General features: G+C 44.7%; 15 protein-coding genes and 2 tRNA genes. 15 read left to right on the top strand and 2 right to left on the bottom strand.

The genetic code is table 11. The annotated features are described in order from the left end of the window. Window positions 1-168: 168 nt before the first annotated feature. Both AB5026_RS07250 and AB5026_RS07245 read left to right on the top strand, forming a co-directional pair. Window positions 169-241 (top strand) — tRNA-Asn (locus AB5026_RS07250). A 3-nt stretch (window positions 242-244) separates the two neighbouring features. After that, a tRNA-Cys gene (locus AB5026_RS07245) sits at window positions 245-315 on the top strand. 126 nt (window positions 316-441) lie between these two features. On the opposite strand, the gene AB5026_RS07240 is transcribed toward AB5026_RS07245, so the two are convergent. After that, window positions 442-1,134, bottom strand: coding sequence for a FadR/GntR family transcriptional regulator (locus AB5026_RS07240; protein ID WP_173733878.1), 693 nt, complete (start codon window positions 1,132-1,134; stop codon window positions 442-444). 295 nt (window positions 1,135-1,429) lie between these two features. Between AB5026_RS07240 and AB5026_RS07235 the strand changes: the two genes are divergently transcribed. The 5 genes from AB5026_RS07235 to AB5026_RS07215 are packed head-to-tail and all read left to right on the top strand — an operon-like array spanning window position 1,430 to window position 6,511. Next, on the top strand, window positions 1,430-2,785 hold the full coding sequence (locus tag AB5026_RS07235) for a GntP family permease (protein ID WP_059085313.1): 1,356 nt from the start codon (window positions 1,430-1,432) through the stop codon (window positions 2,783-2,785). A 13-nt stretch (window positions 2,786-2,798) separates the two neighbouring features. Beyond that, window positions 2,799-3,035 (top strand): HPr family phosphocarrier protein, encoded by a 237-nt coding sequence (locus AB5026_RS07230; RefSeq protein ID WP_059085314.1) that lies wholly within the window; start codon window positions 2,799-2,801, stop codon window positions 3,033-3,035. A gap of 18 nt (window positions 3,036-3,053) precedes the next feature. Further along, a complete protein-coding gene (gene ilvD, locus AB5026_RS07225) occupies window positions 3,054-4,799 on the top strand; it encodes a dihydroxy-acid dehydratase (RefSeq protein ID WP_278635216.1) in 1,746 nt (581 codons plus the stop codon). A 2-nt stretch (window positions 4,800-4,801) separates the two neighbouring features. Further along, the gene (locus tag AB5026_RS07220; RefSeq protein ID WP_147603389.1) at window positions 4,802-5,854 is read left to right on the top strand and encodes a sugar kinase; all 1,053 of its coding nucleotides are present in this window, start codon (window positions 4,802-4,804) and stop codon (window positions 5,852-5,854) included. Between the two features lie 18 nt (window positions 5,855-5,872). Next, on the top strand, window positions 5,873-6,511 hold the full coding sequence (locus AB5026_RS07215) for a bifunctional 4-hydroxy-2-oxoglutarate aldolase/2-dehydro-3-deoxy-phosphogluconate aldolase (RefSeq protein WP_021650734.1): 639 nt from the start codon (window positions 5,873-5,875) through the stop codon (window positions 6,509-6,511). 70 nt (window positions 6,512-6,581) lie between these two features. Here AB5026_RS07215 and AB5026_RS07210 read toward each other — a convergent pair whose 3' ends face one another. Then, on the bottom strand, window positions 6,582-6,920 hold the full coding sequence (locus AB5026_RS07210; protein WP_278635217.1) for a hypothetical protein: 339 nt from the start codon (window positions 6,918-6,920) through the stop codon (window positions 6,582-6,584). A gap of 321 nt (window positions 6,921-7,241) precedes the next feature. Between AB5026_RS07210 and AB5026_RS07205 the strand changes: the two genes are divergently transcribed. The 8 genes from AB5026_RS07205 (at window position 7,242) to AB5026_RS07170 (ending at window position 20,108) form a co-directional block, all read left to right on the top strand. Beyond that, window positions 7,242-7,955: an ABC transporter ATP-binding protein gene (locus AB5026_RS07205; protein ID WP_021977039.1), complete on the top strand. Its 714-nt coding sequence runs from the start codon at window positions 7,242-7,244 to the stop codon at window positions 7,953-7,955. Further along, on the top strand, window positions 7,949-11,821 hold the full coding sequence (locus AB5026_RS07200) for an FtsX-like permease family protein (protein ID WP_173739933.1): 3,873 nt from the start codon (window positions 7,949-7,951) through the stop codon (window positions 11,819-11,821). The genes AB5026_RS07205 and AB5026_RS07200 overlap by 7 nt, the downstream gene beginning before the upstream one ends. Before the next feature lie 198 nt (window positions 11,822-12,019). Continuing rightward, complete coding sequence (locus tag AB5026_RS07195; protein WP_059085320.1) at window positions 12,020-13,042, top strand: LacI family DNA-binding transcriptional regulator; 1,023 nt, start codon at window positions 12,020-12,022, stop codon at window positions 13,040-13,042. 10 nt (window positions 13,043-13,052) lie between these two features. Beyond that, the gene (locus tag AB5026_RS07190) at window positions 13,053-14,462 is read left to right on the top strand and encodes an ABC transporter substrate-binding protein (RefSeq protein WP_059085321.1); all 1,410 of its coding nucleotides are present in this window, start codon (window positions 13,053-13,055) and stop codon (window positions 14,460-14,462) included. 66 nt (window positions 14,463-14,528) lie between these two features. Continuing rightward, on the top strand, window positions 14,529-15,371 hold the full coding sequence (locus tag AB5026_RS07185) for a carbohydrate ABC transporter permease (protein WP_059085322.1): 843 nt from the start codon (window positions 14,529-14,531) through the stop codon (window positions 15,369-15,371). Then, window positions 15,371-16,201 (top strand): carbohydrate ABC transporter permease, encoded by an 831-nt coding sequence (locus AB5026_RS07180; RefSeq protein ID WP_059085323.1) that lies wholly within the window; start codon window positions 15,371-15,373, stop codon window positions 16,199-16,201. Before AB5026_RS07185 ends, AB5026_RS07180 begins: the two co-directional genes overlap by 1 nt. 13 nt (window positions 16,202-16,214) lie before the next feature. After that, window positions 16,215-16,958, top strand: a complete 744-nt coding sequence (locus tag AB5026_RS07175) for a creatininase family protein (protein WP_059085324.1) — start codon at window positions 16,215-16,217, stop codon at window positions 16,956-16,958. A gap of 495 nt (window positions 16,959-17,453) precedes the next feature. Next, window positions 17,454-20,108: a valine--tRNA ligase gene (locus AB5026_RS07170; RefSeq protein ID WP_368213032.1), complete on the top strand. Its 2,655-nt coding sequence runs from the start codon at window positions 17,454-17,456 to the stop codon at window positions 20,106-20,108. The last annotated feature ends 4 nt before the right edge of the window (window positions 20,109-20,112 follow it).

Raw genomic sequence — 20,112 nt, 5'->3', positions numbered from 1 at the left:
CGAGGTAGATAGGGCAGAGGTGGAAGTGTGGTAACACATGGAGCTGACTGTTACTAATCGGGTGAGGGCTTGACCAAGAAACGCAGGTTAAGAATTGATTCAAAGAGTTTGATTAACGATCAACAAGCATGTATGTAGTTTTTAAGGTACAAACCTTAAATTAAATATTCCTCCTTAGCTCAGTCGGTAGAGCATGCGGCTGTTAACCGCAGTGTCGTTGGTTCGAGTCCAACAGGGGGAGCATGGTGCCATAGCCAAGTGGTAAGGCAAAGGTCTGCAACACCTCTATCCCCGGTTCAAATCCGGGTGGCACCTCTTAGAAAGCCCTGGAAAGATGAATTTCCAGGGCTTATTTTTACTATAAAAATGTACTTGCTGAAGACCGTGAAGCCAGACTTCTGAAAAATCGGACAGCATCCGGAAAGGATGCTGTCCGACAGATCAGGAATTTTTTTCTGTAAGCAGGATTCTTTTACGGTTATAAACCAGATGAAGGTACATGGCATCTTGGGCACGCAAAGCATCATGTTCTGCAATGGCATCTGCGATTTCACGATGTGTTTCAATTGTTTCTTCATGCAGAGCGCCACTGGTTGATTCGACAAATAATGGAATAGAACTGTTAATTACGGGAATCAGCCGCGGAACAACAACATTTTTGCTGCTCAGCGCGATCGCTGTATGAAATTCAATATCTTTCTGGGTATGGTCCGCATGTTTTTTTAATAATGCTTCAACATCATCACAAAGTGTGGTGATTTTTTTTATATCTTTTTTATTGGCGCGGGTGGCAGCCATTGCTGCAATAGAGGGTTCAAGCAGAAAACGGACTTCAAGAAGGTCATGGATCAGCTTCTGCTTGTTGCCGATAAAAGTTAATCCCAGCGGATCTTCCACCATTCCCGGAGATGATGCGATATAAGTTCCGGATCCCTGACGGATCGTCACGATATTTCTGGAAGCAAGAAGCTTCATTGCCTCGCGGACAGAGCTTCTTCCGGCATTCAGACGTTCGGACAGAACCGTTTCATTAGGCAGCTTGTCTCCAGGCTGCAGATTTTCCTTTAAAATAAATGCGATGATGTCTTCCGATAATTTTTGCGGAAGACTTTTTTCTTCTGATGACGAAATCATCATATGAGTTTCTCCATTTCTATTCGTTATTTCTTTTTATATTTTCCTTATATCTATAATAATTCCTTTAAACTATAATGTCAAAACGACAAAATACACAAAAAATAAGACGATAATTTAGATAAAATTACAGTATTGCGTTTTTGACAGAATGAATATATTATAAATACATCAGATGAATTGAAGCAAAAACAAAGAAAATCAGCACAATTCAAAAGAAAAAACAGCAGAAAGGTCAGATGTATTTAACGAAAAGTAAAACATCGGATGAATTAAGGAGGCAAAAGCAGAAAAAATGGAAGAAACAACATTTACAGCAGATCCAATGAGATTGATGCTTGCTGCGGCAGTGGGAATTGTGATCCTGCTGGTGCTGATCATCAAATTTAAACTGCATCCGGTTCTGTCAATGATGATTTCAGCGATCATCATCGGTGCAGGTGCCGGAATGCCACTGGAAATGATCTCAGACACAGTAGAAAAAGGTGTTGGAAAGACATTACAGGGAATCGCACTTCTGGTAGGACTGGGTTCCATGTTCGGCGGAATACTGGAAGTGAGCGGAGGAGCCCAAAGAATAGCGGAAACACTGATCGACAAATTCGGTCAGAAAAAAGCCGGATGGGCATTGGGACTTACCGGACTGGTGATCGGTACAACCGTATTTTTTGAAGCAGGTGTTGTAGTACTGATCCCACTGGTATTCAGTGTTGCAAAGCAGACAAAAAAATCCACACTGTATTATGCGATTCCGCTTCTTTCAGGTCTTGCCAGCGGATATGCTTTTGTACCGCCTTCTGCGGGATCTGTACTGGTTGCCAATGCACTTGGCGTAAACCTGGGAACTATGATCATGGTTGGAGTTCCAACTGCACTGATCTGTATGCTGGTTTCAGGAATTATCTGGGGAAATCTGGTTGGAAACAAAATTTTCACTGAACTTCCGGCCAATGTGGAAGAGATCAAAGATGATGGAAAAGAGTTGCCGCCATTTGGTCTGGTGCTTGGCGTGATACTGATCCCGCTTGTTCTGATCCTTCTCAGTACTGTATCTAAATACATGCCAATTCCGGCAGGAATACAGAGTTTTCTCGGATTTATCGGAAAACCGTTTCTGGCACTGACTATCGCAACGCTTGCAGCAATGTATTTTCTTGGAATCCGTCGTGGCTTTACCGGTGCACAGTTAAAGAAAATACTGGATCATTCACTGAGACCGGTTGGAATGATCCTTCTGGTCATCGCCAGCGGCGGAGTGATCCGATGGATGCTTCAGGATTCCGGCCTTGGAAATATTATCGGACCGGCCCTGGAAAAAAGCGGTCTTCCGCTGATCCTGATCGCGTTTCTGATCGCAATCCTGGTAAGGGCATCTGTGGGAAGCTCCATTGTGGCAATGACCATGGCATCAGGAATCATGGCGACTATGCCGGCAGTAATGGATACAAGCATGCTTTACAGAGCTGCTATGTGCTGTGCGATCTGCGGTGGTGCAACTGCACTGAGTCATGTAAATGATGCCGGATTCTGGCTGGTAAGTACTTTCCTTGAGATTGACGAAAAAACGACATTAAAATCCTGGACGATCATGGAAACACTGATCGGTGTTACAGCACTTGTTGTAGGCTTTGTTATTTCAATTTTTGCATAGGAGGCAGAGCGTAATGATAAAGATACCGGTTTATTTAAGAGACATGTATGATGCAAAGCATCTTGTACAGGCTGCATCCGGCTGCCGGAAGGATGTGGAACTGATCTGCGGAAGATATATCGTAGATGCAAAGTCCATGCTGGGAGTATTCAGTCTTCCTACATTTGATAATGTGGAAATCGGAGCAGAAGAAGAGGATGTAAAGGAACTTAGAGAAAAGCTGGAAAATCTGAATCTGATCAGAGAATAGGAAATGGAGGAAAAAATCATGAAGTTAGTAAGTCAGGAAATGAGAAAGCTTGCACCGGAGCTTGATCCGCTGCGCCTTGGAACAGGATGGAAAAAAGAAGATCTGGGAAAGGTTCAGGTCATGGTGGAAAGCACTTATGGTGACAGCCATCCGGGAAGCGGACACCTGAACATCCTTGTGGAAGAAGTTCGTAAAGGAATCGCAGAAGAAGGTGGTTTTGGTGCACGTTATAACTGTACCGATATCTGCGATGGTGAAAGCCAGGGAACAGACGGAATCAACTACAGCCTGGCAAGCCGTGAAATGATCGCAAACATGATCGAGATCCATGCAAATGCAACACCATTTGATGCCGGTGTATATCTTTCAAGCTGTGACAAGGGTGTACCGGGAAATCTGATCGGACTTGCAAGAGTAAATATCCCTTCCGTATTTGTTACGGGCGGAACCATGAATGCGGGACCTGAGATGCTGACCCTTGAGCAGCTGGGAATGTACAGTGCAAAGTTTGAGCGTGGAGAGATCGACGAAGAGAAGCTTGACTGGGCAAAATGCAATGCCTGCCCAAGCTGTGGAGCCTGCTCCTTTATCGGAACAGCTTCAACAATGCAGATCATGGCAGAGGCACTTGGACTTACACTTCCTGGTACAGCTCTGATGCCGTCAACAAGCCCGGATCTTCTTGCTTTCGCAAGAGAGGCAGGAAGACAGGCAGTAAGGATCGCACAGATGGAAAATATGCGTCCTTCTGATATCGTAACTATGGACAGCTTTGAGAATGCGATCCTTGTACACGCTGCAATCTCCGGAAGTACAAACTGTCTGCTTCACATTCCGGCGATCGCACATGAGTTTGGCATTGAGATCACAGGTGATACCTTTGACAGACTGCACAGAAATGCAAGATACCTTCTGGATGTACGTCCTGCAGGACGCTGGCCCGCTGAGTGCTTCTATTATGCAGGTGGTGTACCGGCGATCATGGAGGAAATCAAGGAACATCTCCATCTGGATGTGATGACAGTTACAGGAAAGACTCTCGGAGAAAACCTTGAGGAGCTGAAGAACAACGGATTTTATGAGAAATGCGACAAATGGCTTCAGGAATTTAACAAACGTTACAATGTAAACCTTACAAAGGAAGATATCATCCGTCCATATGACAAGGCGATCGGAACCGACGGAAGCATCGCTGTTCTCCGTGGAAACCTTGCACCTGAGGGAGCTGTGATCAAACACACCGCATGCCCGAAGGAAATGTTCAGATCCGTTCTCCGCGCAAGACCGTTCGACAGTGAAGAGGAGTGTCTGGATGCAGTTCTGAAGCATAAGGTTCAGAAAGGTGATGCAGTATTCATCCGTTACGAGGGACCAAAGGGAAGTGGAATGCCGGAGATGTTCTACACATCTGAGGCGATCAGCAGTGACAAAGAGCTTGGAAAGAGTATCGCACTGATCACAGACGGACGTTTTTCCGGAGCATCTACAGGCCCTGTTATCGGACACTGCAGCCCTGAGGCTGTTGACGGTGGCCCAATCGCACTTGTTGAGGAAGGCGACCTTATTGAGATCGACGTTATGGAAAGAAAGCTGAACATCATCGGGATCGCAGGCGAAAGAAAGTCTATGGAAGAGATCGACCAGATCCTTGCCGAGAGACGTAAAAACTGGAAGCCAAGAGAACCAAAATACAAAAAAGGCGTGCTGAGACTTTTCAGTGAGCATGCTGCAAGCCCAATGAAGGGAGCCTATCTGGAGTATTGATCATGAAACATAAATTTATTACTCTCGGCGAGATCATGCTGCGTCTGACACCGCCGGATTATGAAAAAATCAGAACAGCAACAACCTTTGAGGCAAGATACGGGGGAAGCGAGGCGAATGTAGCCCTTTCCCTGGCAAATCTTGGAATAGATGCTTCGTTTTTTACGGTAGTTCCGGACAACAGTCTTGGAAAAAGTTCTGTACGTATGATGAGAAGCAATGATGTGAACTGTGACAGTGTGGTTTATTCCACAGCGGAAGAAACTCCGACACACCGTCTTGGAACCTATTATCTGGAGACCGGCTACGGAATCCGCCCCAGCAAGGTAGTTTACGACAGAAAACACAGCGCTTTTTCCGAGTATGATTTCAGCAAAACAGATGTGAAAAAAATGCTGGAAGGATATACATGGCTGCATCTGAGCGGAATCACACCTGCTCTTGGAACAAAATGCAGGGATCTGATCTTAAACTGCCTGAAGGCAGCAAAAGAAATGAACATGACCGTAAGCTTTGACGGAAATTTCAGAAGTACGCTGTGGACCTGGGAAGAGGCCAGAGATTTCTGTACACTTTGTCTTCCATATGTAAATGTCCTTTTCGGGATCGAGCCGTACCATATCTGGAAAAATGAAGAAGACCACAGTGCAGGGGATGTAAAGGATGGAATCCCGTTTCAGCCGGATTTTGAACAGCAGGAAAAAGTGTTCCGGGCATTTGCGGACAGATATCCGAATATAAAATGCATTGCAAGACATGTCCGTTTTGCACATAGCTGCAGTGAAAACAGTCTTATGGCATATCTCTGGTTAAACGGAAAGACTTACGAAAGCAAGCGCCTGACCTTCCACATTCTTGATCGTGTCGGTGGCGGAGATGCATTTGTAAGTGGGATCATCTATGGCCTTATGAATGAGTATACACCGGAAGATACCGTGAATTTCGGTGTTGCTGCCAGTGCTGTGAAGCATACGATCCATGGTGATGGAAACATTACCGATGATGTATCTATGATCAGACATGTGATGGAAATGAACTTTGATATAAAAAGATAAAAAGGAAGGGAAATTCAGATGAAAGAGATAGCAGAAAAATTTCAGAAATTTGGTGTGGTTCCGGTTGTAGTGCTGGAAGATACAAAAGATGCAGTACCGTTGGCGAAGGCTCTGGTTGAGGGCGGCCTTCCATGTGCAGAGGTGACATTCCGCACAGAAGCAGCAGAAGAGTCTATCCGTCTCATGGCAGAGCAGTTCCCGGAAATGCTTGTGGGAGCAGGTACCGTACTTACAACAGAACAGGTAGACGCGGCTGTTGGCGCCGGAGCAAAATTTATCGTAAGCCCGGGCTTTGATCCTAAGATCGTAGACTATTGTCTGGAAAAAGACATTCCTGTTTTTCCGGGATGTATCACACCATCTGAGGTTGCGCAGGCAGTGAAAAGAGGTCTTAAGGTAGTAAAATTCTTCCCGGCAGAACCGGCAGGCGGAATTTCAATGATCAAGGCTATGGCAGCTCCTTATACAGGAATCCGTTTTATGCCTACCGGCGGGATCAATGCGAAAAACCTTGAGGACTATCTTTCCTGTGACAAAATCCTCTGCTGCGGCGGAAGCTGGATGGTAAAAGGAGATCTTGTGAAGGCAGGAGAATTTGACAAAATAAGAGAACTGACAGCAGAAGCAAAAAAGCTTGCGGATTCCATAAGAAAGTAATCAAACTTAATACACATATTCAATAAAAAAAGCAGAACCCTGCACAACCAGGCAGAGTTCTGCTTTTTTGTCAATTATTGTGAAAATAGATCAATGAAGCAGGATCGGCAGAAGCTTTTTCCGCTTCAGCTGCCAGATCAGCTGCAGGATCCGCAGAAGGTTTCCGAAGATCCATTCGGTAAAGATAAAAGATCCCACCGAAGAAACCGGGAATCAGTCCGGCGTATCCACCGGCACATAAGATCACAGTCAGCTTCACCATCAGTTCTGTCTGAAGTTCCAGACAAACAAGTAATCCTGCAAGAATTCCGGCTGCACTCCATCCAGCTGTCAAAATTGCAAGAAAAACAGCTGGCGCAGGGGCCTTTTTAAAATTTTGATCTAAGTGATTCCACAGTGCTTTATACATAATCCATTCCTCCTGTTTTGCTGGAATTATACTTCTGCTGTTGTCAGCAACAGTCAGCCATAATATTGATTTTCTTTATCTGTCTGTATTATAGAAAAGAAATGTAAAATACAAATGCGCAGGAATGAAAAATCTTTGTAAAATATAAGTAGAAATTGCATTTTGAATTAAGAACCGATATACTTATAAATATAGTTATTGATAATATTCGATCACAGCCGAAAACATTTTTCTACAGCTGTGATACGTGAGTGAGAGAATTAAAAGGGGGCAGATAAAAGCCCCCTGAAATCATATAGAGAGTAAAGAGGAGGGGTGGAAATGGAGCATACGGAAGAATATGTGAAGCTGGAGAATGTATCCAAAATCTATGGCTCAAAAGAAGTGAAGATCATAGCTGTGGATGAGATCAGCTTCCGGATAAAAAAAGGAGAATTTGTGGTTGTGGTAGGACCAAGCGGTGCCGGAAAGACAACGGTGCTGAATATCCTGGGCGGAATGGATAAGGCCACATCCGGCAATGTCTGGATCGATGGAAAAAATATTGCAAAATATACAGACCGGCAGCTGACCGGATACCGACGGGAGGATATTGGATTTGTATTCCAGTTTTATAATCTGGTGCCAAATCTGACTGCATTGGAGAATGTGGAGCTTGCTCTTCAGATCTGTAAGGATCCTCTGGATGCTAGGACAGTTCTGGAGGAAGTAGGGCTGAGGGAGAGACTGACCAATTTTCCGGCACAGTTATCCGGCGGTGAGCAGCAGAGAGTTTCCATAGCCAGAGCGCTGGCGAAGAATCCAAAGCTTCTGCTCTGTGATGAACCTACAGGAGCGTTGGATTATCAGACCGGCAAGGCAATCCTGAAGCTCCTTCAGGATACCTGCAGGGAACGGGGCATGACGGTTATTGTCATTACTCATAACTCTGCATTGACACCTATGGCCGACCGTGTGATCAAGATCAAAAACGGCAAGGTTTCCAGGATGACTGAAAATGCACATCCCACACCAGTGGAAGAGATTGAATGGTAGGTGACGGAATGAAGGCATTACACAAAGATTTCTGGATGGAGATCCGGAAAAGTAAAGCACGTTTTATCTCGATCTTTCTGATCGTGGCACTGGGTGTTGCATTTTTTTCCGGGATCCAGGCGTCTTCTCCGGATATGAGATATTCAGGAGATGCTTATTATGAAGCAGCAAAGCTGATGGATCTGAAGATCCAGGGAACCCTGGGACTGACTCAGCGTGATGTAAAAGCGGTATCGGATATTGACGGTGTGGAACTGGCTGAGGGCAGCTACTCTACGGATGTTATGAGTGGAGAGGACGATGCCAGGAAGGTTCTTCATCTGGAATCTATCAGCAGCAATTTTAATCTACTTACAGCAGATGAAGGAAGGATACCGGAAAAAAGCGGCGAGATTTTTCTGGACAAGCCATTTGCAAAGAATCGGGGGTATAAAATCGGGGATACCATATCTGTCAGTGAGGATGGAGACAGTGAGCTTCTGAAAAAAACAACCTATACAGTTGTGGGAATCGGAAGCAGCCCTCTTTATATTTCATTTAACAGAGGAAATACGACTCTTGGATCCGGTGAGGTCAGCGGCTTCGGATACATTCTTCCTGAGGATTTTGAACAGGAAGCTTTTACCCAGATCTATATTATGGTTCATGAATCTGGGGATGTGATCAGCTATACCGATGCTTACGACAATCTTATCAGGAAAATACAGAAGCGTGTGGAAGGCATCGAAAAAGAACAGTGCAGTCTGCGCTACGATGAGATCGTCGCAGAAGCCAATGAAAAACTGAATGATGCCAGAAAAGAGCTTGAGGACGGAAAGAAGGAATCAGAGGAAAAACTTGGCGACGCGAAGAAAAAGCTGGATGATGGGCAGAAGAAGTATGAGGATGGAAAAAAAGAGTACGAAGATGGAAAACAGCAGCTCAGTGATGCAAAAAAGGAGCTGACCGATGGAAAACAGCAGCTTGCTGACGGAAGAAAACAGATTGAAGATGGATGGTCTCAGCTTAACAGCGCAAAACAGCAGGTGGAAGACGGTCTGTCCCAGTTAAATGCTGCCAGATCCCAGCTTGCTGACTCCGAAGCACAGATAAATGAGAAGCAGTCAGAGCTGACTGCCGGATATGAACAGCTGACTGCCGCAAAACAGCAGGTAAGTGACGGTGAGGCCCAGCTCCGGGAAGCGGAGAAAACACTGGAAAGCAAACAGGCTGAGCTTGACAGTGGAAGAGAACAGTTGGAAACGGGAAAGAATACGATCAAAGAAACAAAGGCTGCTCTCACCAGTCAGAAAGAACAGTGTGAGGCAGGACTTGTACAGGTTTCTGAGGGCGAATCCCAGATCAGTTCCAGTGAAGAAGCCCTTTCCGGGCAGCAGGCACAGCTGGATGAATTGACCAGCCAGAAAGAGGCATTAAGCAGTCAGGCGGCGGAGCTGCAGGCGCAGTATGACGCCGGTGCGGAAGCAGGAAAAAACCAGGAAGAGCTGGCTGAGCTTTCCACGCAGATCCAGACATTAAATGGCCAGATCAGTGCAATGGAAGAACAGATAAATGCCGGCCAGGCACAGCTCGACGGGGCACAGTCAGAGCTTACAGCGAAAAAATCAGAGCTGGCCCAGACAAGAGCTACCTTGGAGAGCAGCCTTGGTCAGATCAATGAGGGCTTCAGCCAAATCAAGGAACAGGAAGAGACACTTTCCCAGACAGAAGCACAGCTGAACGCAGGCCAGGAAGAACTGGATAAAGGGAAAAAAGAGCTGGAAACAAAGAAAGCTGAGCTTTCAGCGGCAAAAGAAGAAATTACGGCAAACCAGGCAACTCTGGATGATGGCCAGAGTCAGCTGGATTCGGCCAGAGCCCAGCTCAGCGCAGGGCGGCAGCAGCTGGAGGAAAAGCAGGCACAGTTAAATGCAGGACAGGCAGAGATCCAGACAAATACGGAAAAGCTTACCAGCAGTCAGGCAGAACTGGATGAAAATGAACAGAAGCTCCTGGATGGTGAAAAAGAGATCCGGGAAAATGAACAGAAATTAAAAGACGCCAAAAAAGACCTGGAGGACGTAAAAAAGAAGCTTTCCGATGGAAAGAAAGAATATCAGGACGGCAAAAAAGAAGCCGATGACAAAATTGCGGAAGCCCAGCAGAAGATCGAGGATGCCCAGAAAGAGGTGGATGATATTGAAACACCGGAGTGGATCGTCACGGACCGCAATGACCTTCCAGAATATTCGGATTTTGGTGATAACGCAGAGCGACTGAAAAACATCGGAAAGGTTTTCCCGATGATATTCTTCCTTGTAGCGGCTCTGATCAGTCTTACCACGATGACACGAATGGTGGAGGAACAGCGAACCCAGATCGGAACCATGAAAGCGCTAGGATATGGAAAAGCATCCATTGCATCCAAGTATCTCAGCTACGCATTTCTGGCTACAGTAGGCGGAAGTATCGCAGGAGTACTTTTCGGAGAAAAGGTTCTTCCGTTTATCATTATCCAGGCGTATGGAATCATGTACTGGAATATTGGCGATCACATGCAGCTGGATTATGAGTTACAATATGCACTGATCGCTTCCGGGGCAGCGGTGATCTGTACTATGGGCGCTACACTGTTTTCCTGCGCAAAAACCCTGGCAGAAACACCGGCATCTCTGATGCGTCCGCCTGCACCGAAAGAAGGAAAACGGATCCTTATTGAACGGATCAGCTTTATCTGGAAGCATCTGAGCTTTTCCTGGAAATCGTCCATGCGAAATCTCTTCCGTTATAAAAAGCGTCTTTTTATGACCATTTTCGGAATTGCAGGAAGCATGGGACTGATGCTTGTAGGATTCGGACTTTATGATTCCATTATGGATATTGCGATTCTCCAATATGACCAGATCCAGCACTATGATGCCATGGTGATCAATGATGAGGATGCCACAGACAGCCAGGAAAAGGATCTTCTGAAATTTCTGGATGGAAACAGCGAGATCGATCACTATACCCGTGTGCAGCTCACCAAGATGACGGCACCAAAAGAAAAGGGAAGTGTCAGTATCTATGTGTATGTTCCGGAAAATACGGAAAATTTTAAAGAGGATGTAACATTACGTGACAGAAAGTCCCACGAGCAGTATGAGCTTACCGATGATGGAGCGGTGATCTGTGAAAAAACGGCTTCTCTTATCGGTGTGAAAGCAGGAGACAAGATCACCCTGGAGAAAGACAACAGAAAGTATAAAGTAAAGATCACTGCTGTCACAGAGAACTATATGGGACATTACGTTTACATGACCCCATCCTGCTATGAAAAAACATTCGGGGAGAAACCGAAGTATTCAAGTACAGTATATACTATGAAAGAGGATGCAGAGAGTGATCTGGAAACTCTTGGAAATGCGATCCTGAAATATCCGGCAGCTTTAAGTATCAGCTATACAAGCAGCACAGCAGGTCAGGTAGAGCGAATGCTGGGATCCCTCGGAGCGGTGATCTGGGTCCTGATCATTTCTGCCGGAATGCTGGCATTTGTGGTACTGTATAATCTGAACAACATCAATATCACAGAGCGGCAGAGAGAGCTTGCAACATTGAAGGTCCTGGGATTTTATGATGGCGAGGTTTCCCAGTATGTATTCCGGGAAAATATCCTGCTGTCCTTCATAGGGATTCTGGCAGGCGCAGTGTTCGGAATCCTCCTTCACCGATATGTGATCACAACCGTTGAGGTAGATGCGGTGATGTTTGGAAGAAATATCAAGCCAATAAGCTTTGTCTACAGTGGGATCATTACCTTTGGATTCTCCATGTTTGTAAATATGGTAATGCATTTTAAGCTGAAAAAGATCAATATGGTAGAGTCACTGAAGAGCGTGGAATAAAATAATGAAATGATAAGACTGTCTGCATACAGGAATTTTACATATTTCCCTGTATGCAGGCAGTTTTGTAATGAATATCCTGAAAGACTGGGATGACCATGATCTGCCTGAAGCTAATTTTGTAAGTATTTCACAATTGAAATGTAAACGTTTTCCTGTAAGATGTAACCATAGAATTCTTCCGGAGGAATTTTAAATATGGCAAATATAGATATTAAATTTATCGCGAAAAAAAGCGGGTGTTCGATCGCTACAGTTTCCCGTGTTATCAACCGTTCCAAACCAGTCAGCGAGAAGCTGCAGAAAAGAGTGGTAGATACCATCAGAAAGTACAATTATAATCCCAGCGTTCACGCACAGTATCTGGCTGGTAAGAAGTCAAAACTGTTCGGCTTTATAATGACAAACTACATTAATCAGTATCAGCTTCTGTTGTTTCGGTATCTGAATGAGTTTGCATGTAAGATGGGATATGGCTGTATTATCCGTTATTGCAATTCAGGATTTGAGGAAAAACTGGAAGCATTAAGAGAACTGGAGATCAGAGGAATCGAAGTCTGCTTTAGCCTTTTTCTGCTCTCACGGGAAGAGGAAGCGTATATAAAAGAACATTTTAGGATTAAAGTCTGTCATATGCAGTCACCGGAAATGCGTTTGAATATCATGGAAAAAAATGAAAGCTCTGTCTATGAGACCATATGCTATCTTGCCCAGCTTGGCCACAGAAGGATAGGGGGCATCTTTTGCATTGACGAAATGGACGACAGCTTCCTTATTGCAAGGAAACGGGGATTTTTAAGAGCTGTAAAGCAGATGCAGCTGGATCAAGAAGAGTCCCTGATCGGTCAGATCCATGGAGACTATGAAAAAAGCAGTCTGATTTCTGTGATAGAGAAGATATTTGTACCTCAGAAGCTGCCAACGGCATTGTTTTGTTTTAGCGATGAAGTTGCGATAGAGGTAATGTCCTGGATCATGAAGCATGGTTACAGAATTCCGGAGGACGTATCTGTAGTTTCGTTTGACGGTATTCCGTTTTCGGAACGCATAACGCCCTCACTGTCTACGATCAGTCAGCCGGTAGAATATCAGGCAAAAAGTATCATAAACGGCATGCTGTATCTACAGGATGGAGTCGAGAGACCATGTGATGAAAAGGAAAATGAATATCTGCTGCAGATCCGTGACAGTGTGGGGATTCCTGGTCATTATGAAAAATAGGAGGAAAAATATGAAAGCGAAAAAATTAATTGCCGCTGGTATTGCGGCATCAATGTCACTGCTGACTCTTGCAGGATGCGGAACAGCCGGAAATACTGGCAATTCCGGAGGAGACACCGCCAAAGAAGATACCGTCAAGGAAGATACAGCCAAAAAAGATACAGACGAAGAAGATACAGGCTCTGTATATTTCCTGAATTTTAAATCTGAGCTTTCCGCTGAATGGGAAGAAGTAGCAGGAAGCTTTACAAAAGAAACCGGAATCAATATGAAAGTAGTTACGGCAGGAAGCGGAACCTATGAGCAGACATTAAAATCCGAGCTTTCCAAAAAAGAAATGCCGACACTTTTCAATGTTAACGGACCGATCGGCTATCAGACCTGGAAAGATTACTGTGCTGATCTGAAGGATTCCCAGATTTATGAATGGCTGACTGACAAAGATATGGCGATCACAGACGGAGATGGCGTATATGCTATACCGTATGCGGTAGAAGGATATGGAATCATCTACAATGATGCAATTATGAAGAAGTATTTTGCACTTCCGGATAAAGCCGTTGATATTTCAGATACAAAAGAGATCAAAAATTTCGACACACTTAAAACTGTAGTAGAGGATATGACAAAGCATAAAGATGATCTTGGAATCCAGGGAGTTTTCGGATCTACTTCATTTGCTCCTGGAGAAGACTGGCGCTGGCAGACACATCTTATGAATCTTCCGATCTACTATGAGTATAAAGATGATGACGTAGATAATCTGGATGAGATCAAATTTACATACAATAAGAATTTCAAAAATATTTTTGATCTTTATCTGAACAATTCATGTACAGAGCCAACTATGGTCGGTGCTAAAAATGTTGAGGAATCCATGGCAGAATTTGCAATGGGCGATGTGGCTATGATCCAGAATGGAAACTGGGGATGGGCAATGATCTATGACCTGGATGGAAACGTAGTCAAAGAGGATGATATTAAGTTCCTTCCAATCTACACAGGAGTAGAGGGAGAAGAAAAACAGGGACTCTGTGTTGGAACAGAAAACTATATCTGTGTAAACAGCAAGGCTAATGAAGCTGACCAGAAAGCTTCTCAGAAGTTCCTTGAGTGGCTGTTCAACAGTGACAGCGGAAAAGCATACTGTAATGGAATCCTTGGAATGATTCCTCCGTTTACCACATTTGGAGAGGATGAAAGACCGGATAACCCGCTTGTACAGGATATGCTGACTTATATGAACGATGATTCTTTATACACGGTCAACTGGGATTTTGCAACATTCCCGAGCCAGGAATTTAAAAACCAGCTTGGAAGCTATCTTCTTGAGTATGCACAGGGAAGTATGGAATGGGATGATGTAGTGAAGAAGACAATCGACTGCTGGGCATCGGAGAAAGCTCTGATCGCACAATAGTAGAAGAGCATGGGCAGAGACAGAAATGTTTCTGCCCTGTGTAATAAAAGAGAGGGTTTGTAAAAGATGGAAAAAGCTTTTAAAAAGAGATTTGTGATATTGGTACTGCCAACACTGATCGCATTTACAGTTGCATTTATTATTCCATTTATACTGGGAATTTATCTTTCATTTACTAAATTTACGACTGTGGCAGATGCACAGTGGGTTGGACTGAGCAATTATATAGTTGCATTCCAGGATAAGGATTTCCTGGCTTCTCTCTGGTTTACCGTTAAATTTGTGCTTGTAAATCTTGTGACTATCAATCTGATCGCTTTTGCACTGGCCTATGTGCTGTCGAGAAAGCTCCGTGGAACAAATATTTTTCGAACAGTTATATTTATGCCAAATCTCCTGGGCGGAATCGTACTTGGTTATATCTGGCAGCTGATCATCAATGGTGTTCTTGCTTTTTTCAAAACAACGCTTACTGTGAAGGCCTCATACGGATTCTGGGGAATGGTGATCGCCATGAACTGGCAGATGATCGGATATATGATGGTTATTTACATTGCGGCTATCCAGAATATTTCAGAGGATGTAAAGGAAGCGGCTCTTATCGATGGAGTAAACCGGAGACAGATGGTTACAAAGATCATCCTGCCTCTGATCATGCCTGCAATTACGATCTGTCTGTTTATGACAACGACAAATGCATTTAAAATGTTCGACTTAAACCTTGCTCTGACAGCAGGACTTCCGGGAAAATCAACTTCGCTGGTTGCACTGGACATCTATAATTCATTCTACAACAGGATGGGATATGAGGGAATAGGACAGGCAAAAGCGGTGCTGTTCTTGCTGATCGTAGCTGCAATCTCAGTAACGCAGCTTGTTGTCACACGGCGTAAGGAGGTTGAAAGCTGATGAAAAACAAGAAAAGCGAAATAGCAATGATCGTAATTCTTACAGTGATCTCGGTTTTATTTATTGCCCCGATCATTATTGTATTTATGAATTCCTTTAAGAGCAAGCTGTATATCAACAGTACACCGTTTGCACTTCCTAATGCTGACTCCTTTGTAAAAATGGCGAATTATGGAGAGGGTCTGATCAAGACTGGTTTTATACAGGCATTTTTTATTACTTTATTTATAACTGTAGCATCTGTGGTCCTTATTGTTCTGCTGACTTCGATGACAGCATGGTATCTGGTACGTGTAAAAAGTCATTTTACAAAGGTACTGTATTATCTGTTCGCTTTTGCAATGATCGTACCGTTCCAGATGGTTATGTTTACTCTTGTTAAAGTGTCAAATATGTTTAAGCTGGACAATCTGATCGGCATTGTGTTTATCTATGTAGGATTTGGCGCCGGCTTGTCAGTGTTTATGTTTACAGGTTTTATCAAATCAATCCCGGTTTCTTTGGAAGAAGCGGCAATGATCGATGGTTGTTCTATTATGAAAATCTACTTTAATGTCGTGCTTCCTGTGATACGTCCTACCGTCATGACAGTTGCGATCCTGAATGCCATGTGGATCTGGAACGACTATCTGCTTCCATATCTTGTAATTGGCTCTGAATACAAAACGATCTCTGTAGCGATCCAGTATCTTAGAGGAGGATATGGCTCTATCGATCTGGGACTTATGATGGCTATGCTGGTGTTGGCGATCATACCAATCGTTATTTTCTATATGGTCTGCCAGAAATGGATCATACAGGGAGTAATTGCCGGAGCGGTAAAAGGATAAGGAGGAGACGAGCATGAAAAAAGTATTATACGAGGAATTACTTCCGGAAGAATGTGTACAGAGGATAAAGGAGATGCCGGTTGCCTATCTGCCACTTGGCACACTGGAATGGCATGGTCCGCATATGCCTCTTGGAGCTGACGGGATCCAGTCAAAAGAACTGTTTGTCCGGGTGGCGGAAAAGGTCGGTGGTGTAGTGCTTCCGATGCTGTTCATGGGACCTGACCGTTTATTTGATGATCGGGGAACTGTATTTTATGGAATGGATATCAATACAGAGGGCGCACTGAATACTTATTGTGCCCAGCAGATGAAAGGCAGTGCTTACTGGATGGAAAAGGGACTGTTTCAGGATCTGCTGCGCAGTATTTTTGCACAGCTTTCCAGAGCAGGAGTCCGCATCGTTGTGGGACATGGACACGGTCCGTCAACAAATGCATTTCAGGAAATGAAGGAAGAGGCAGAAGAAAAATACGGACTGTGCATTATGACAGCATGGACCTATGCGGATGATGAGAGACTGAAATATCAGAATGATCATGCCGGAGCAAATGAGACCTCTATTGTAATGGCTGTTCGGCCGGAACTGGTTGACTTTGGACAGGTAAAAGAAGATGAGAGTAATCTGATCGGTATTGCAGGACGTCATCCGGTCCGAGAATCATCGGAAGCATTCGGAAATGAAATTCTGGAATATACAATGAAAACACTGATCGCAGGCATTGAGAAGGAGTACAAAACAATAAAAGAAAGATAGATAAAAAAATATCTCCATTGGAAAAAATAACCGGTGGAGATATTCTATTTTATTTTGATTTTTACTTTTGAAATAAGGTCTCTGTCTTGACAAAAAAAGAAAATTTCATTATAGTAGGAACATGGCAAAGGTGTTGAATAAGAGGAGTATGCAGATCTACGCTGACAGAGAGAAATGCACAGACGCAAGAGAAGCGCAGGCTGAAAGGCATTTTCAGATGGAGGACTGCAGAAGGTAGCTTAGGAGCCGGGAAACTGAAAGCAGAAATGCAGAACAGATGCAGATGCTGCTGTGTAGGTTTTCACGTACCCCGCGTTAAGGGACAAGAGATAGACGGGAATAACAGATGTTTTTTCCGGATAATGAAGGTGGTACCGCGAGAATGATCGCCCTTCGCACATTAGTTATTGGCTTTTGTGTGGAGGGCGTGTTTTTTCTTGCAGAGAACAGGAACATTTTAAGGTTCCTATAATCAGAAAGATTCAGGAGGAAAACATGAGTAAAGAACTTGCAAAGACTTATGATCCCAAGGGTATTGAGGATCGTCTGTACAAAAAATGGATGGATAACGGATACTTCCATGCAAAAGTTAATCCGGACAAAAAACCTTTTACAATTGTAATGCCGCCGCCCAATGTAACCGGACAGCTGCATATGGGACATGCACTGGATGAGACCATGCAGGATATACTGATCCGTTTCAAAAGAATGCAGGGCTATGAGGCCCTCTGGCAGCCGGGAACTGACCATGCAGCCATCGCTACAGAGGTTAAGGTGACAGAGAAGCTTCGTAAGGAAGGGATTGATAAGAACGAGATCGGCCGTGACGAATTTATGAAACATGCCTGGGCATGGAAAGAGGAGTACGGCGGAAAGATCATCAATCAGCTGAAAAAGCTGGGAGCATCTGCAGACTGGGAGCGTGAGCGCTTTACCATGGATGAGGGCTGCTCCAAGGCTGTTCAGGAAGTATTTATCCGCCTTTATGAGAAAGGCTATATCTACAAAGGCTCCAGGATCATCAACTGGTGTCCTGTATGCCAGACCTCTATTTCTGATGCAGAGGTTGTGCATGAAGACCAGGACGGATTTTTCTGGCACATCAATTATCCCATCGTAGGTGAGGAAGGACGTTTTGTTGAGATCGCAACCACTCGTCCGGAGACACTTCTCGGTGATACAGCAGTTGCTGTAAATCCGGAGGATGAGAGATATAAAGATCTTGTAGGCAAGATGCTGAAACTTCCTCTTACAGACAGAGAGATCCCGGTTATTGCCGATGAGTATGTTGACAAGGAATTCGGAACAGGCTGCGTTAAGATTACACCGGCACATGACCCCAATGACTTCGAGGTTGGACGCCGCCATAATCTTGAGGAGATCAATATCCTTAACGATGATGCGACTATCAACAGCCTTGGCGGAAAATATGCAGGTATGGACCGTTACGAGGCACGTAAGGCCATGGTAGAAGACCTGAAAGAGCAGGGACTCCTTGTAAAAGTTGTTCCGCACAGTCACAGCGTTGGTACCCATGATCGCTGCGGTACAACCGTAGAGCCAATGATCAAACCACAGTGGTTTGTAAAAATGGATGAAATGGCAAAAGCTGCCATCAAGACTCTGGACGACGGAAATCTTCAGTTTGTTCCGGCACGTTTTGACAAGACTTACCTGCACTGGCTGGAGAATATCCGTGACTGGTGTATTTCCCGTCAGCTCTGGTGGGGACACAGAATCCCGGCTTATTACTGCGATGAGTGCGGTGAGATGGTTGTTGCAAGAGAAATGCCTGAGAAGTGCCCGAAATGCGGATGCACACATATGCACCAGGATGAGGACACTCTGGATACCTGGTTCAGTTCCGCACTGTGGCCATTCTCCACGCTTGGATGGCCGGATAAGACACCGGAGCTTGAGTACTTCTATCCGACAGATGTTCTGGTAACCGGATATGATATCATCTTCTTCTGGGTTATCCGTATGGTATTTTCCGCACTGGAGCAGACCGGTGAGACTCCGTTCCACCATGTACTGATCCACGGCCTGGTACGTGACTCCCAAGGACGTAAGATGAGTAAATCCCTTGGAAACGGTATCGATCCGCTGGAAGTTATCGATAAATACGGTGCAGATGCACTTCGTCTGACTCTGATGACAGGTAATGCACCTGGAAATGACATGCGTTTCTACTGGGAGCGTGTAGAGTCCAGCCGTAACTTTGCAAACAAGATCTGGAATGCATCCCGTTTCATTATGATGAACCTGGAAGGAAAGACCGTAACAGAGCCGGAAGACCTGAACGCTCTTTGCAACGAGGATAAATGGATCCTTTCCAGACTGAACACCGTGATCCGCGATGTTACCGAGAACATGGATAAATATGAGCTTGGAATCGCTGTACAGAAAGTTTATGACTTCCTGTGGGATGAGCTCTGTGACTGGTATATCGAGATGGCCAAAGTAAGACTGTGGAAAGCAGAGGAGAACCCGGCAGCAGCAAACGATGCACTGTGGACACTTCGCACTGCACTGACACAGGGACTGAAGCTTCTTCATCCGTTCATGCCGTTTATCACAGAGGAGATCTACTGCACACTGCTTCCTGAGGAAGAGTCCATTATGATCTCTGACTGGCCGGTATACAAAGATGAGATGAACTTTGCAGATGCTGAGAAAGCAGTTTCAAGCTTCCAGGAGGTTGTACGTGGAATCCGTAACACCAGAAACGAGATGAACGTACCGCAGAACAGAAAGACAAATATCTACATCGTAGGCAAGGATGCAGAGTGCTGTGCACGTTTTGAGTCCTGCAAGAAATCCTTTACAAACCTTGCGTTTGCAAAAGAGATCCACGTACAGCAGGATAAGAACGGAATCGGTGAGGATGCGGTATCCATCGTTGTGGCAGACGGTGTGGTTTATCTGCCGCTGGAGGATCTGATCGACCGTGAAAAAGAAATCGAACGTCTCACAAAAGAGCAGGAGCGACTTACAAAAGAAATCGCACGCTGCGAGGGAATGCTGAACAATCCGAATTTTGTGAACAAGGCACCTGCAGCCAAGGTAGAGGCAGAGAAGGAGAAACTTGAGAAATACAAAGAGATGAAAGAGAAAGTGAACCTGCAGTTAACACAGATGGTGAAATAACGAA

The organism is Blautia sp. RTP21359st1_E11_RTP21359_211015, assembly GCF_040910705.1.
Classification (GTDB): Bacteria; Bacillota; Clostridia; order Lachnospirales; family Lachnospiraceae; genus Blautia_A; species Blautia_A fusiformis.
Note: the sequence above shows the minus strand (reverse complement) of the source record. Positions and strands in the feature narration are given on the sequence as shown.

Bases quoted from the DNA above. Each gene is read 5' to 3' on its own strand.
- AB5026_RS07180 (WP_059085323.1), top strand. From the start codon at position 15,371: ATGAAAAACAAGAAAAGCGAAATAGCAATGATCGTAATTCTTACAGTG.
- AB5026_RS07205 (WP_021977039.1), top strand. From the start codon at position 7,242: ATGGAGCATACGGAAGAATATGTGAAGCTGGAGAATGTATCCAAAATC.
- AB5026_RS07210 (WP_278635217.1), bottom strand. From the start codon at position 6,920: ATGTATAAAGCACTGTGGAATCACTTAGATCAAAATTTTAAAAAGGCC.
- AB5026_RS07230 (WP_059085314.1), top strand. From the start codon at position 2,799: ATGATAAAGATACCGGTTTATTTAAGAGACATGTATGATGCAAAGCAT.
- ilvD (WP_278635216.1), top strand. From the start codon at position 3,054: ATGAAGTTAGTAAGTCAGGAAATGAGAAAGCTTGCACCGGAGCTTGAT.
- AB5026_RS07185 (WP_059085322.1), top strand. From the start codon at position 14,529: ATGGAAAAAGCTTTTAAAAAGAGATTTGTGATATTGGTACTGCCAACA.
- AB5026_RS07170 (WP_368213032.1), top strand. From the start codon at position 17,454: ATGAGTAAAGAACTTGCAAAGACTTATGATCCCAAGGGTATTGAGGAT.
- AB5026_RS07175 (WP_059085324.1), top strand. From the start codon at position 16,215: ATGAAAAAAGTATTATACGAGGAATTACTTCCGGAAGAATGTGTACAG.
- AB5026_RS07200 (WP_173739933.1), top strand. From the start codon at position 7,949: ATGGTAGGTGACGGAATGAAGGCATTACACAAAGATTTCTGGATGGAG.
- AB5026_RS07195 (WP_059085320.1), top strand. From the start codon at position 12,020: ATGGCAAATATAGATATTAAATTTATCGCGAAAAAAAGCGGGTGTTCG.
- AB5026_RS07235 (WP_059085313.1), top strand. From the start codon at position 1,430: ATGGAAGAAACAACATTTACAGCAGATCCAATGAGATTGATGCTTGCT.
- AB5026_RS07215 (WP_021650734.1), top strand. From the start codon at position 5,873: ATGAAAGAGATAGCAGAAAAATTTCAGAAATTTGGTGTGGTTCCGGTT.
- AB5026_RS07190 (WP_059085321.1), top strand. From the start codon at position 13,053: ATGAAAGCGAAAAAATTAATTGCCGCTGGTATTGCGGCATCAATGTCA.
- AB5026_RS07240 (WP_173733878.1), bottom strand. From the start codon at position 1,134: ATGATTTCGTCATCAGAAGAAAAAAGTCTTCCGCAAAAATTATCGGAA.
- AB5026_RS07220 (WP_147603389.1), top strand. From the start codon at position 4,802: ATGAAACATAAATTTATTACTCTCGGCGAGATCATGCTGCGTCTGACA.